Source organism: Caldovatus aquaticus (genome assembly GCF_019458025.1).
GTDB classification, from domain to species: Bacteria; Pseudomonadota; Alphaproteobacteria; order Acetobacterales; family Acetobacteraceae; genus Caldovatus; species Caldovatus aquaticus.
In genome coordinates this window covers 1-12,309 of the sequence record NZ_JAHZUY010000080.1, presented here as the reverse complement: position 1 = coordinate 12,309, position 12,309 = coordinate 1, and the positions used below count along the sequence as shown (strand labels likewise).

General features: G+C 75.6%; 14 protein-coding genes. 8 read left to right on the top strand and 6 right to left on the bottom strand.

From position 1 onward, the window contains the following. The 4 genes from K1J50_RS17400 to K1J50_RS17385 all read left to right on the top strand — a co-directional run. The coding region (locus tag K1J50_RS17400) for a CpaF family protein (protein ID WP_255575414.1) at positions 1-1,354 on the top strand (1,354 nt) is incomplete at its 5' end. Next, complete coding sequence (locus tag K1J50_RS17395; protein WP_220119027.1) at positions 1,351-2,340, top strand: type II secretion system F family protein; 990 nt, start codon at positions 1,351-1,353, stop codon at positions 2,338-2,340. The genes K1J50_RS17400 and K1J50_RS17395, both read left to right, overlap by 4 nt. A gap of 1 nt (position 2,341) precedes the next feature. Then, positions 2,342-3,259: a type II secretion system F family protein gene (locus K1J50_RS19325; RefSeq protein ID WP_255575413.1), complete on the top strand. Its 918-nt coding sequence runs from the start codon at positions 2,342-2,344 to the stop codon at positions 3,257-3,259. Between the two features lie 770 nt (positions 3,260-4,029). Then, positions 4,030-4,215 (top strand): hypothetical protein, encoded by a 186-nt coding sequence (locus K1J50_RS17385; RefSeq protein WP_220119026.1) that lies wholly within the window; start codon positions 4,030-4,032, stop codon positions 4,213-4,215. Between the two features lie 129 nt (positions 4,216-4,344). Here the strand turns inward: K1J50_RS17385 and K1J50_RS17380 are convergent, their stop codons facing one another. The 6 genes from K1J50_RS17380 to K1J50_RS17355 all read right to left on the bottom strand — a co-directional run bounded on the left by K1J50_RS17380 (position 4,345) and on the right by K1J50_RS17355 (position 9,726). After that, the gene (locus tag K1J50_RS17380; protein ID WP_220119025.1) at positions 4,345-5,415 is read right to left on the bottom strand and encodes an isocitrate/isopropylmalate dehydrogenase family protein; all 1,071 of its coding nucleotides are present in this window, start codon (positions 5,413-5,415) and stop codon (positions 4,345-4,347) included. A gap of 116 nt (positions 5,416-5,531) precedes the next feature. Then, positions 5,532-6,302 (bottom strand): SDR family oxidoreductase, encoded by a 771-nt coding sequence (locus K1J50_RS17375; RefSeq protein ID WP_220119024.1) that lies wholly within the window; start codon positions 6,300-6,302, stop codon positions 5,532-5,534. A 105-nt stretch (positions 6,303-6,407) separates the two neighbouring features. Next, positions 6,408-7,160: a flagellar basal body L-ring protein FlgH gene (flgH, locus tag K1J50_RS17370; protein WP_220119023.1), complete on the bottom strand. Its 753-nt coding sequence runs from the start codon at positions 7,158-7,160 to the stop codon at positions 6,408-6,410. A 13-nt stretch (positions 7,161-7,173) separates the two neighbouring features. Continuing rightward, entirely contained in the window at positions 7,174-8,142 is a 969-nt protein-coding gene (gene flgA / locus K1J50_RS17365) for a flagellar basal body P-ring formation chaperone FlgA (protein WP_220119022.1), read from the bottom strand. A 14-nt stretch (positions 8,143-8,156) separates the two neighbouring features. Then, a complete protein-coding gene (gene flgG, locus K1J50_RS17360) occupies positions 8,157-8,942 on the bottom strand; it encodes a flagellar basal-body rod protein FlgG (RefSeq protein WP_220119021.1) in 786 nt (261 codons plus the stop codon). Positions 8,943-8,973: 31 nt separating this feature from the next. Further along, the gene (locus K1J50_RS17355; protein WP_220119020.1) at positions 8,974-9,726 is read right to left on the bottom strand and encodes a flagellar hook-basal body complex protein; all 753 of its coding nucleotides are present in this window, start codon (positions 9,724-9,726) and stop codon (positions 8,974-8,976) included. Between the two features lie 211 nt (positions 9,727-9,937). Here K1J50_RS17355 and K1J50_RS17350 point away from each other — a divergent pair, with 211 nt between their 5' ends. From K1J50_RS17350 to K1J50_RS17335, 4 genes are all read left to right on the top strand, one after another. After that, a complete protein-coding gene (locus K1J50_RS17350; protein WP_220119019.1) occupies positions 9,938-10,450 on the top strand; it encodes a flagellar basal body-associated FliL family protein in 513 nt (170 codons plus the stop codon). Then, positions 10,447-11,583: a flagellar motor switch protein FliM gene (fliM, locus tag K1J50_RS17345; RefSeq protein ID WP_220119018.1), complete on the top strand. Its 1,137-nt coding sequence runs from the start codon at positions 10,447-10,449 to the stop codon at positions 11,581-11,583. The genes K1J50_RS17350 and fliM overlap by 4 nt, the downstream gene beginning before the upstream one ends. Further along, a complete protein-coding gene (locus K1J50_RS17340; RefSeq protein ID WP_220119017.1) occupies positions 11,580-12,068 on the top strand; it encodes a DUF6468 domain-containing protein in 489 nt (162 codons plus the stop codon). Before fliM ends, K1J50_RS17340 begins: the two co-directional genes overlap by 4 nt. Beyond that, positions 12,065-12,309, top strand: a 245-nt coding sequence (locus tag K1J50_RS17335; protein ID WP_456304561.1) for a hypothetical protein, incomplete at its 3' end; no start/stop codon positions are given. The genes K1J50_RS17340 and K1J50_RS17335, both read left to right, overlap by 4 nt.

Genomic DNA, 12,309 nt, shown 5'->3' with positions numbered 1-12,309 from the left:
GGCCGCGGGGCCGGGGGCCGCGCCCGCTGCCGTTGCGCGCGCGGCGGCGCCGCAGGCCGACGCGACGGCGGGCGGGGCGGGCACCGCCGGGCCGGGCGCGAAGCAGGAGCTGCGGGCGCTGTGCCTCGCGCAGATCGACCCGACGACGGTCGCGGCGATGCCGCAGGAGACGCTGATGCTCGAGGTCGAGCGGCTGGTCGCCGAACTCGCCGACGAGCGCCGCATCGGCCTCTCCGGCCGGGAGCAGCGCGAGCTCGCCGCCGAGCTGGTGGACGACATGCTCGGCCTCGGCCCGCTCGCGCCGCTGCTCGAGGACGAGAGCATCACCGACATCATGGTGAACGGGCCCTATCGCGTCTTCGTCGAGCAGGGCGGCAAGGTCTCGCTCCACCCGGCGCGGTTCCGCGACGCCGGCCATCTCGCCGCGATCGCGCAGCGCATCGCCGCGGCGGTCGGGCGGCGGATCGACGAGTCGAGCCCGATGGTGGACGCGCGGCTGGCCGACGGCAGCCGGGTGAACATCGTCTTCCCGCCGCTGGCGCTGCAGGGGCCGTGCCTGTCCATCCGCAAATTCGCCAGGCGCAAGCTCGACTTCGTGCAGATGGTGCGCAACGGCTCGCTCAGCCCGGCGCTCGCCCGGGTGCTGGAGATCGCGGCGCGCGCGCGGCTCAACATCATCGTCTCCGGCGGCACGGGGTCGGGCAAGACGACGATGCTCAACGCGCTGTCGCGGCTGATCGACCCCTCCGAGCGCATCGTCACGGTCGAGGACGCGGCCGAGCTGCAGCTCCAGCAGCCGCATGTGGTGAGCCTGGAGACGCGCCCGCCCAACCTCGAGGGCCGCGGCGAGGTGACGCAGCGCGACCTGGTGAAGAACGCGCTGCGGATGCGCCCGGATCGCATCATCCTGGGCGAGTGCCGCGGCGCCGAGGCCTTCGACATGCTCCAGGCCATGAACACCGGCCACGACGGCTCGATGAGCACGATCCACGCCAACAGCACGCGCGATGCGGTGACGCGGATCGAGAACATGGTGCTGATGGGCCAGACGAGCCTGCCGGCGCGCGCGATCCGCCACCAGATCGTGAGCGCCGTGGACCTGATCGTGCAGGTCGAGCGCATGCGCGACGGGGTGCGCCGCGTCACCCAGCTCGCCGAGGTGGTGGGGCTCGAGGGCGACGCCGTCATCCTGCACGACATCTTCCAGTGGGAGTATGCGGGCGAGGGGGCCGACGGCCGGCTTCTCGGCAGCTACAGGGTGAGCCGCGCGCGTCCCGGCTTCCTGCCGCGGCTCGCCTATTTCGGCCTGGATCGCGCCTGGTTCGCGGCGCTCGCCGAGGACGGGGCGCCATGAGCATCGCGTCGGCGAGGCTGGCGCTGCTGCTGCTTGCGCTGGCGCTTGCCGCCGCGGCGGCCGTGGTGCTGCGCGGCGCTCTGCCGGGCACGCGCCAGCGGCGCCTCGCGGCGCGGCTCGCCGGGGTCGCGGGGGGGCGGGCGAGCGGCGCGGCGGGAGGGCGGACCGCAGCGGCCGCCCGCCTGCGGCGGCGCCCGGCGCGGCGCCGCGCTGAGGGGGCGGATGGACGCGCGGCCCGGATTGCGGCGCTGTTCGGCCATGTGCCGGAGCGGCGGCACCAATATCCGGCACCGCCCTGGCTGATCGTCGCGATCGCCGGCGGGGCGGCGCTCCTTCTGGGCGCCTACGCGGCCACGGCGTTCGGCCCGCCGGGCTGGATCGCGGCGCCGGCGGCCTGGATCGGCGGCACGCGCGGCGTCTTCGGATTCGTCCACCGCCGGCGGGCCGAGGCGATGTACGCCCAGTTGCCCGATGCCCTGGCGATGGTGGTGCGCAGCGTGCGCGCCGGCATTCCGGTGAGCGAGGCGCTGCGCACCGTCGCGCGGGAGGCGCCGGAGCCGACCGGGGCGGAGTTCCGCCGGCTGGCCGACCAGCTCGCCATCGGCGTCGCGCTGGACGGGGCCCTGCGCGACCTCGCCCGGCGCTCCGGCCTGCCGGAGTACGGCTTCTTCAAGGTGGCGCTGACCCTGCAGGGCAGCGCCGGCGGCAACCTGACCGAGACGCTCGAGAACCTCGCCGACGTGGTGCGCAAGCGGGTGGCGACGCGCGCGCGGGGGATCGCGCTCGCCGCCCAGGCGCGGGCCAGCGCCTATGTCCTCGCGGCCGTGCCGGCGATCACCGGGCTTGCGCTGGCGGCGATCAACCCGGGCTATGTCGCGATGCTCTACGACGACCCGCGCGGCCAGGCGATCCTTGCGCTCGCGCTGCTGTCGCTGCTGACCGGGCTCGGCACGATGCGGGTCATCATCAGGCGGAGCCTGGCCTGAGATGCGCCTGCTCGCCCTGCAGGCCGGCGTGACGCTGGTGCTTCTGAGCCTGGGCGGAGCGCTGACCCTGCTGCCGCGCCTGCAGCGTGCAGAGCGGGTGGAGGAGCGGCTGCGGCGCCTGCGCGCGGCCCCGGACAGCCTGCCGCCGCCGGTGCGCGAGAGCCTGGCCGGCCTGGTGCAGCGTCTCGGCCAGGCGGTGCTCGACAGCGGCCTGCTCGGCGCGGCGACGCTCGCGGAGATGCGGCGCACCGTGGCCGGCGCGGGGTTCCGCGGGCCGCGCGCCCTGGCCGCCTTCGTCGGCGCCAAGGCGGTGCTGGTCGCGGCGCTGCCGCTGCTGGCCTGGCCCCTCAGCGCCGGCCTGCCGCCGCTGCCCGGCAACCTGCTGCTGGCGGGCGCGGCGATCGCCGGGCTGCTGCTGCCCGACGCGGTGCTGCGGCGGCTGCGCGAGCGTCACCGCGCGAACGTCGAGCGCGGGCTCGCGGACGCGCTCGACCTCATGGTGATCTGCGCCGAGGCCGGCCTGGCGCTGGAGGCGGCGGTGGAGCGCGTCGCGACCGAGATGCGCGAGGCGAACCGCGCCCTGGCGGAGGAGTTCGCCGCCACCGCGGCCGATCTGCGGGTGCTGCCGGACCGGCGCGAGGCGCTGCTCAACATGGGCGCGCGCACCGGCCTCGAGCCCTTGCGGCGGCTCGGCGGGACGCTGGCGCAGACGCTGCAATACGGCACGCCGCTGGCGCAGGCCCTGCGGGTGCTGGCGGCGGAATTGCGCCACGAGATGCTGATGCGCTTCGAGGCGCGCGCGGCGCGGCTGCCGGTGATCCTCACCATTCCCACGATCCTCTTCATCTTGCCCTGCATCTTCCTGGTCGTGGGCGGCCCGGCCGTGCTGCGCGCCATGGACACCTTCGCGGGGCATTGAGGAGCGGGCGCGCGGCACGCGGGTGTCGCGTGCGGGTCGTGGCCGGATGCTCGCCGGCGTTGCGCCGGGCTTCGCAGCACGACCGGCGGGCCGCTCGTGCCGCGCCGCCCGGTCCGCCGCTGCGGGAGGAAAGGGCGATCCGCCGAGGTTCCGGCGCCGATGGCGGCGTGCGCCGCCGCGCGCGGATGGACAACTTGCGGCAGTAAAACGCGCAGTCCGGGCAGAAAAATCGGATCCTATCCAAGGTTATATCGAAGGACAGCCGAGGCTCCGGCCGCACAAAGCCACCGAACCTGCGGAACGCCCCGGCGCGAGGCGGCGAAAGGCGGAACGGGAACCGGCGCGAGGCGCGCATCACGCGACCGCCCTCTCGCGCGTTGCGCGAGAACCGGGAACGCGAGGATTTTCCTGCGCTCCCCGCAAAACCGCACAGGCCATTCCCTGGGTGCCACCACCGCGCGTGCGCCATGCGCGATGCTCCGCGCGGCGGTTGCGTTACCGTGAATTCCGGTGTGCCGGGCCGGAGCATTATTGCTCGGAGCCCGAATAACGACCTAGAACGCTGCGGATGAATTGTTGCCGAACGCGACTCGGGACTGGCTTTCGGGAGCGGCCGGTGATTGCGACGCCGGGAGTCCGGCGGGCGGACCGATCCGGCGCAGTGCCGGTCGCATCCCGTCCTCCGGGCGCGAGGCGGGATCGGGGCGCAGGCGGGACCTGGAAGCGCCCCGAACGACGGATGGAGACGGAGCATGCGGAGGGAATCGTCGGTGGGTCGCGATGAGGGCGAGGGCGGCCGGGGGCAGGACCGCCGGTTCCGCTGCGAACACGCGCTCGCCGCGGCCGGGCTGCTCGTGCTCGCGCTCGCGGTGTACGACACCTTCGCCGACCGCTTCAGCATGGTCGGGCGTTCGGTCGTCGCCGCCCTCAGCAGCCCGGCCGTGACGACACGCTAGAGCGGATCGGCACGGCCGGAAACGGCCGGCAGCAGGAATCCGCTCGACAGACGACGCGCCGGAGGCGTTTGCGCCCGGCCGTGAAGCGGGGGCGCGCGCCCGGCTGCCCCCGGCCGTCCGCGATCGGACCTAGGCCGGCGCGGCGGCGACCCGCGCGGCGATCGCGCGCCCGGCCGCGGCCGTGCCGAGCGGGCCGCCGAGGTCGCGCGTGGTCTCGCCGGCCGCGACGCTCGCCGCGACCGCCCGCTCGATCGCACCGGCGGCGCCGGCGAAGGCGTTGTTGCCCGTGCGCTCGGCGTGCCAGGCGAGCAGCATGGCGGCGGAGAGGATCAGCGAGATCGGGTTCGCCTTGTCCTGGCCGGCGATGTCCGGCGCCGAGCCGTGCGCCGCCTGCGCCATCGCGTGGCGGTCGCCGGCGTTGATCGAGCCGCCGAGGCCGATGCTGCCCGAGAGCTCCGCCGTCAGGTCGGAGAGGATGTCGCCGAACATGTTGGTGGTGACGATCACGTCGAAGCGGGCCGGGTCGCGCACCAGCAGCGCCGCCATCGCGTCCACGATCGCCGTGTCCAGCGCAACCTCCGGGAAGTCCTTCGCCACCGCGCGGCAGGCCTCGAGGAACATGCCGTCGCCCTTGCGCAGCACGTTGGCCTTGTGCACCGCGGTGACCTTCTTCCGCCGCCGCGCCGCCAGCCGGAACGCTGCGCGCGCGATCCGCTCGCAGCACCGCCAGGTGATGCGGCGCAGCGAGACGACCACCTCGGGCGTCACCAGAAGCTCGGCGTTGCCCTCCTCCATGTTGCGGTCGGCGTAGAAGCCCTCCGTGTTCTCGCGCACGATCACCAGGTCGAAGTCCTTCCCCAGCGGCGCGCGCACGCCGGGGTAGGTCCGCGCCGGGCGGATGTTGGCATAGAGGTCGAGCTTGCGGCGGAAGAAGCCGGAGGGGTTGATCTCGCCCTTCGCCGGGTCGCCGAGGCCGATCGAATCCACCGGGCCGAGCACGAAGCCGTCGGCCGCCTTCACCGCTTCCACCACCTCGGGGCGGAGGCTGGTGCCGTCGCGCGCCATGGCCTCGCGCCCGGCGCGCTCCTCCCGGAAGGAGAGGCCGAGGCCGAAGCGCGCGTCCGCCGCGCGCAGCACCTCCAGGGTGGCGGCGGTGATCTCCGGGCCGATTCCGTCTCCGGGGATGACGACGAGGCGCATCCTGGTGTCCTTCTCCAGCAGGGCAGCGGCGCGCGCGGCACGCCGATGATCGCCGGCTTGTTGGCCCAGCCGCCGCAGCGGCGCAAGCCGAGGCGCCGGCCGGGCGCGGCGGCCGCCTACAGCGCCCCGGTCAGCCCGCCGTCCACGCAGAGCATGTGGCCGTTGACGAAGTCGGAGGCGGGGGCGGCAAGGAACACAGCCGCGCCGACCAGCTCCTCGGCCTTGCCCCAGCGGCCGGCCGGCACGCGCCGGCACAGCCAGGCGGTGAACTCGGCGTCGTTCACCAGCGTCCCGGTCAGCTCCGTCTCGACATAGCCGGGCGCGAGCGCGTTCACCTGGATGCCGTGCCGCGCCCACTCGGCGCAGAGCGTGCGCGCGAGCGAGCGCAGCGCGCCCTTGCTCGCCGCGTAGGGGGCGATGGTCGGGCGGCCGAGCTCGCTCATCACCGAGCCGACGAGGACGATCTTGCCGCCCCGGCCGCGCGCGATCATGCGCTTGCCGACCGCCTGGCAGCACCAGAAGACGCCGTCGAGATTGGTCGCCAGCACCTCGCGCCACATCGCCGGCGGCATCTCGGCCGAGGGGGCGCGCCGCATCACGCCGGCGTTCGCCACCAGGATGCCGATCGGGCCGAGGCGCGCCTCGATCCCGCCGACCGCGGCCTCCACCGCGGCGGGATCGGCCACGTCGAACGGCGCCTGCTCGGCCGCGATCCCCGCCTCGGCGAGCGTCGCGGCGGCCGCCGCGAGCTTCGCCGGATCGCGCCCGTTCAGCACCACGCGCGCGCCGGCCTCGGCGAGGCCCTTCGCCACCGCCAGCCCGATCCCCTGGCTCGATCCGGTCACGAGGGCGAGCCGGCCCGTGAGGTCGAACAGCGCGCGCGACATCCGCGATCCCCTCCGCTCCAGCGGCCCGCGCCCCGCGCGGCGCGGCCCGGGGAAACCCTACGGGGGAGGCGCGCGCAGGGACAAGCCGAGGCCGCTCCGCGCCCCTCAGAACGGCAGGATCGTGTCGAGCACCTCCTGCCCCCAGCGCGGCCGCTGCACGTCGGAGAGGGTGCCGCGGCCGCCATAGGCGATGCGCGCCTCCGCCAGCCGGTCATGCCGGACCGTGTTGTCCGAGGCGATGTCCTGCGGCCGGATGATCCCCGCCACCTGCAGGTCGCGCAGCTCGCTGTTCACCCGCACCTGCTGCCTCCCGGCGACGACCAGGTTGCCGTTCGGCAGGATCTGCACCACGGTCGCGGCGACGCGCAGCGCGATCGTCTCGTTGCGCCGCAACTGGGCGCTGCTGTCCATCGCGCCGCTGCTGCTGGTGCTGACCAGGCGGTCCGCCTGCACGCCGTTCGGCAGCACGCGGTTCGTGGAGGCCTCGAGGCCGAGCAGCGCCGGCGCGCCCATCCGCTCGCTGTTCTCGCGCGTGCGCTCGGTCTGGTTCTGCAGCCGCGCCTCGTCCTGGATCGAGACCAGGATGGTGACCAGGTCGCCCACCGCGGCGGCGCGCTGGTCGCGCAGGAAGGTGCGGCTGCCCGGGCGCCACAGGCTGTTGGCCGGCGCGATCGGGTCCTGCGGGCCGGGCATCGGCATCGTCACCGGCCGCCAGCGGGGGTCGGCCGTGGGGCTCGCCACCGGCGCCATCGCCGGGGGCTCGCCGACGCGCGAGAGCCGCTCCAGGGAGCCGCAGCCGGCGAGCGCCGCCGCGAACAGGGCGGCGAGCCCGGAGCGCAGGGCGAAGGAGGCGCGCATCCTCGCCCCCGCCTCAGCGCGCCGCCATCACCGGTACCGCGCCGGGCAGCACGCGCACCCGGCCCGGCCCGATGGCCTCGGCCTGCACCACCGCGCGGCTCGCGAGGTTCATCACCGGCACCACGGCGCCGAGCGCGGCGCTCTCCAGCGCGCGCCCCTGGGCGGTGAGGGCGAGGCCCGGCGCGTCGAGCAGCATCAGCACCGGCGCGTTCCTGCGGATCACCTCGGGCGGGCCGAGGTCGGCGGCGGCGAAGATCACCTCCGGCGCGATCGGGCGGCGGAGCTGCTGGCCCACGACCTGGTCGAGCCGCTGCGCCGCGCCGGGCCGCACCCGTTCGGCGCGCAGCCGCACCAGCCGCGCATCGCCCGGCCCGACCACCTCGCCCACCGCGAGCCGGCGCGTCGCCACCACCACCGGGACGGTCGCCACGGCGCGCCCCGCCAGGCGCTGGCGCAGCAGCGGCATGCCGTCCGCCTCGACCGCGAGGGTGACGGCGAAGCGCGCGGTCGCGGCGTCGTAGGCGGCGGCCTCGACGGCGAGCCGGACCGGCGCCGCGGGCGGCACCAGGGGCGGGGCGAAGCCCAGGATGTCGATCTCCGCCGTCTCCTCCAGGCCGTGGCGGATCAGCTCGCCGCGGATCAGCGCCAGGATCTCCTCCCGCGGCACCGGCCGGCCGGGGCGCTCGATCACGGCACGCTCCTCGCCGCCGAGCGGGCGCCAGGGCAGGCGGTGGCGCTGCGCGATGGCGGCGAGCAGCGGCGCCTCGATCACGCTGCGGCGGCCGGGCGCGGGGGCGGGACCGAGCGGCAGCGCCGCCGCCTCGGCCGGGATGCCCTCGAACAGGTCGCCGAGGCGCACGACGGGGTCGTCCACCACGGCGAAGGGGCGCAGCGCGACCGGCCCCGCGGCGGGCGCGGCGCCGGCCGCCGGCGCGAGGGCGGCGAGGCCGAGGGCGATGGCGAGGACGTGCCGGCGGCGCATGACGGGCTGCCTCCTCACCGCAGCCGCGTGAGCGTCGAGAGCATCTCGTCGCTCGCGGTGATGACCTTGGAGTTCATCTCGTAGGCGCGCTGGGCGTTGATCAGCGCGGTGATCTCCTGCACCACGTTGACGTTCGAGGTCTCGATGAAGCCCTGTAGCACCTGGCCGAAGCCCGGCTGGCCCGGCGCCGCCTGCTGCGCCTGGCCGGAGCCGGGGGTGGCGAGGAAGAGGTTGTCGCCGATCGCCTCCAGCCCCGCCTCGTTGGGGAAGATGGCGAGCTGGATCTGCCCGACGAGCTGGGGCTCGGTGCGCCCGTCGAGCTTCGCCAGCACCTCGCCGGTGGCGTTGATCGTCACGTCGCGCGCCGCGGCCGGGATGGTGATGCCGGGCGCGACGACGAAGCCCTCCGCGGTGACGATGGTGCCGTCGGGCGAGAGGCCGAAGGTGCCGTCGCGGGTGTAGGCCGTCTCGCCGGAAGGGAGCTGCACCTGGAAGTAGCCGTTGCCGCGGATGGCGAGGTCGAAGCGGTTCTCGGTCTGCTGCAGGTTGCCCTGCTCGGCGATCCGGTAGATCGCCGAGGTCTTCACGCCGAGCCCGATCTGCGCCCCGGAGGGGAGCACCGTGCCGGTGTCCGCGCTCTGCGAGCCGACGCGGCGGAGGTTCTGGTAGATCAGGTCCTGGAACTCTGCGCGCCGGCGCTTGTAGCCGGTGGTGCTCATGTTGGCGATGTTGTTCGAGATGACCTCGACGTTGGTCTGCTGGGCCAGCATGCCCGTGGCGGCGACGTGCAGCGCTCGCATCGCGTCCGGTGTCCCTCGTGCGGGATGGGTCTCAGGCGTTGCCGCGGCGGCGGAGGATGCGCTCGACCGCGGTGCCGAGCCGCTCGCCCTCGCGCTCGGCGAACTGGGCGGCGAACTGGAACTCGCGCAGCCCCGCCATCAGCCGCGTCAGCTCGACCACCGGCCGGACGTTGGAGCCCTCGACCGCGCCCTGGACGAGCCGGGGGTTCTCGACCGGAAGAGGCGGCGCGGCGGCGGGGGCGGCGAACAGCCGGTCGCCCTCGGCGAGCAGGCGCTGCGGGTCCTCGAAGCGCACGATGCGCAGCCGGGCGATGACGCCGTTCTCGGAGCGCAGCGTGCCGTCGCCCAGCACCTCGAGCCGCGTGTCGCCGGCGGCGACGACGATCGGGCGGCCTTCGGCGTCGAGGACCGCGTTCCCTTCCATGTCCACCACGCGGCGCTCGGCGTCGAGGCTGAACCGGCCGGCGCGGGTGTAGCGCTCGCCGCGCGGCGTCTCGACGGCGAAGAAGCCCTCGCCGGCGATGGCGATGTCGAGCGGGTTGCCGGTGCGCTCGATCGGCCCGGGCGCGGTGTCGCGCCAGCTCGCCCGGTCCTGCGCGTAGGCGACCGCCTCCCCGCCCGGGGGCGCGGCGACGCCGCGCTGGCGGTCGAGATGGGCCGTGAAGACCATGCGGCCGGCGTGGAAGCCGGGCGTGTCGGCGTTGGCGATGTTGTGCGCGAGCAGCTCGATCGCGCGCGGCTGCAGGGCGAGGCGCGAGAGCACGACGTAGCCCGGGCTGTCCATCGGCGCGGTCTCCCTCTCTGCGGCGAGCGGTCCGGCGCCACCGGCAGCAAGCGGCGTGCCAGGGCGGAGCCGCCGCCCCGGCGGGCGCCGGCGGGGGCTGCCCGGCAGCTTCTGCCGTCGCCCGGCAGGCCTGGCCGCGCAAGTCTTCCTTAATCCGGTGCGGCGATGCTGCCCGGCGTTCGCGGGAAGGGCGGAGGCGCAGGACCGGGCGATGGCGGCCGAACAGGCGCAGGCGGAGGGGGCGGCGGGGCGATCCGGCAGGCGACGGCTTGTCCTGCTGGCCGGGGCCGCGGTGGTCCTGACCGGTCTCGGCGCCGCCGGGCTGTGGTTCGGCGGCGTGCTGCCGCCGCTTCCCGGCCAGGACGGCGCGCCGGGCGCGGCGGGCGGCCCCGCCGCCGGGGCCCAGGCCGCACCGCAGCCGCCGGCGTTCCTCGACCTGCCGGAGGTGGTCGCCAACCTCAACGTCGCCGGCCGGCGGGCGGCCTATGTGAAGCTGCGCGGCAAGCTGGAACTGGCCCGCGCGGAGGACGCCGCCGCGGTGCAGGCGGCGATGCCGCGCGTGCTCGACCTGTTCTCGACCTACCTGCGCGAGATGCGGCCGGAGGAGCTGCGCGGCTCGGCCGGCACCTACCGGCTGCGCGAGGAGCTGCTGGCGCGGGTCAACATCGCCGTCGCGCCGGCGCGGGTCACCGACGTGCTGTTCGTGGAGATCCTGGTGCAATGAGCGACGGGTCGCAGGAGGAGGACCTCGCCGCCGCCTGGGGCGCCGCGCTCGGGCAGGAGGCGGCGGGGCCGGGCGGGGGCGCGGCGCCGGATGCGGCGCGGGTGCTCAACCAGGCCGAGATCGACAGCCTGCTCGGCTTCGACGCCGGCCCCGGCGGGCGCGAGGAGGCGCAGACCGGCATCCAGCGGATCATCCGCTCGGGCCTCGTCTCCTACGAGCGCCTGCCGATGCTGGAGATCATCTTCGACCGGCTGGTGCGGCTGATGTCCACCACGCTGCGCAATTTCACCTCGGACAATGTCGAGGTCTCGATCGACTCCATCACCTCGCTGCGCTTCGCCGACTACCTGAACTCGGTGCCGCTGCCCGCCATGCTCGGCGTGTTCAAGGCGGAGACCTGGGACAACTACGGGCTGGTGGTGGTGGATTCGCCGATGATCTACTCGGTGGTGGACGTGCTGCTCGGCGGGCGGCGCGGCACCGCGGCGATGCGGATCGAGGGCCGTCCCTACACCACGATCGAGCGCACCCTGGTCGAGCGGCTGCTCGGCGTGGTGCTCGCCGACCTCACCGCCGCCTTCGAGCCGCTCTCCCCGGTGGTGTTCCGCTTCGAGCGGCTGGAGGTCAATCCGCGCTTCGCGATGATCTCCCGTCCCTCCAACGCCTGCGTGCTGGTCCGGCTGCGGGTGGAGATGGAGGACCGCGGCGGCCGGCTCGAGATCCTGATCCCCTACGCCACGCTCGAGCCGGTGCGCGAGCTGCTGCTGCAGCAGTTCATGGGCGAGCGGTTCGGCCGGGACTCGATCTGGGAGACGCACCTCGCCGAGGAGCTGCGCCACACCGAGATCGTGCTCGACGTGGTGCTGGACGAGCAGACCATGCCGCTCGGCGCCGTGCTGGACCTGCGCGTCGGCGACCGCATCGCCCTCGGCGTGCCGCCGGGCGCCCCGGTGCGCCTCGCCTGCGGGTCCGTCGCGCTGTTCGAGGCGCAGCTCGGCCGGCGCGAGAGCCGGCTCGCGGTGCGCATCGAGCGGGCGTTGCCGCGCGAGGGCGGCGGCCGCGCGGGGCGCGGCGGCGTCGCGCCCGCGGCGCAGGCGGAAGGCGCGCCGCAGGCCGAGGAGGTGCCGGCATGAGCGCGCTGGAATGGACGCTGCAGCTCGCCCTGCTCGGGCTGCTCGGCGCGGCGGTCCCGTTCGCGCTGCGGCTCGAGCGGCAACTCCGCGCGCTGCGGCGCGACCGCGCGGCGCTGGAGGGCAGCGCCGCCGGCTTCCAGGAGGCGACGCGGGTGGCCGAGGCGGCGCTGGTCCGGCTGCGGGCCGCCGCCGAACTCGCCGGCAAGCAGATCGCCGAGCGCGTCGCGGTGGCGGAGCCGCTGCGCGACGACCTGCGCTACCTGGTCGAGCGCGCCGAGGGGCTGGCCGACCGGCTGGAGGCGCTGGTGCGGGCCGCGCGTCCGCTGGCGGCGGCTGCGCCATCCGCGGCGCCGGGCCCGCTGCCGCCGGGCGGCGCCGTCGCGCGGCCGGAGGCGCCGGGCGCGGCCTCGCCGCCCCCCAGCCAGGCCGAGCGCGACCTGCTGCGGGCCCTGGCGCAGGCCGTCCCTCGCGCCGCCGCGCGATGACGACGACGCTCGTGCCTGCCCGCCTCCGCCATCGCGTGCGGCTGCTGCCGGCCCTGATCCTGGTCCTCGCCGCGGCGTTCGCGGCGCGCGCCGAGGCGCTGTGGCGTGCCGCGACGGCCCAGCCTGCGCCGGGCGGCGGGACGGCGCAGGGCGGGGTGCCCGCTGCCCGGCCGGGCGGGCCCGCACCGCCCTCCCGGCCGGCGGCGGTAGCCCGCCCGGCGCCGGCCGCGCTGGTGCAGGC

What these genes read in the sequence shown, in the direction of transcription:
- K1J50_RS17395 (WP_220119027.1), top strand. Translation starts at nt 1,351, where the DNA reads ATGAGCATCGCGTCGGCGAGGCTGGCGCTGCTGCTGCTTGCGCTGGCG.
- K1J50_RS19325 (WP_255575413.1), top strand. Translation starts at nt 2,342, where the DNA reads ATGCGCCTGCTCGCCCTGCAGGCCGGCGTGACGCTGGTGCTTCTGAGC.
- K1J50_RS17380 (WP_220119025.1), bottom strand. Translation starts at nt 5,415, where the DNA reads ATGCGCCTCGTCGTCATCCCCGGAGACGGAATCGGCCCGGAGATCACC.
- K1J50_RS17375 (WP_220119024.1), bottom strand. Translation starts at nt 6,302, where the DNA reads ATGTCGCGCGCGCTGTTCGACCTCACGGGCCGGCTCGCCCTCGTGACC.
- flgH (WP_220119023.1), bottom strand. Translation starts at nt 7,160, where the DNA reads ATGCGCGCCTCCTTCGCCCTGCGCTCCGGGCTCGCCGCCCTGTTCGCG.
- flgA (WP_220119022.1), bottom strand. Translation starts at nt 8,142, where the DNA reads ATGCGCCGCCGGCACGTCCTCGCCATCGCCCTCGGCCTCGCCGCCCTC.
- flgG (WP_220119021.1), bottom strand. Translation starts at nt 8,942, where the DNA reads ATGCGAGCGCTGCACGTCGCCGCCACGGGCATGCTGGCCCAGCAGACC.
- K1J50_RS17355 (WP_220119020.1), bottom strand. Translation starts at nt 9,726, where the DNA reads ATGGACAGCCCGGGCTACGTCGTGCTCTCGCGCCTCGCCCTGCAGCCG.
- K1J50_RS17350 (WP_220119019.1), top strand. Translation starts at nt 9,938, where the DNA reads ATGGCGGCCGAACAGGCGCAGGCGGAGGGGGCGGCGGGGCGATCCGGC.
- fliM (WP_220119018.1), top strand. Translation starts at nt 10,447, where the DNA reads ATGAGCGACGGGTCGCAGGAGGAGGACCTCGCCGCCGCCTGGGGCGCC.
- K1J50_RS17340 (WP_220119017.1), top strand. Translation starts at nt 11,580, where the DNA reads ATGAGCGCGCTGGAATGGACGCTGCAGCTCGCCCTGCTCGGGCTGCTC.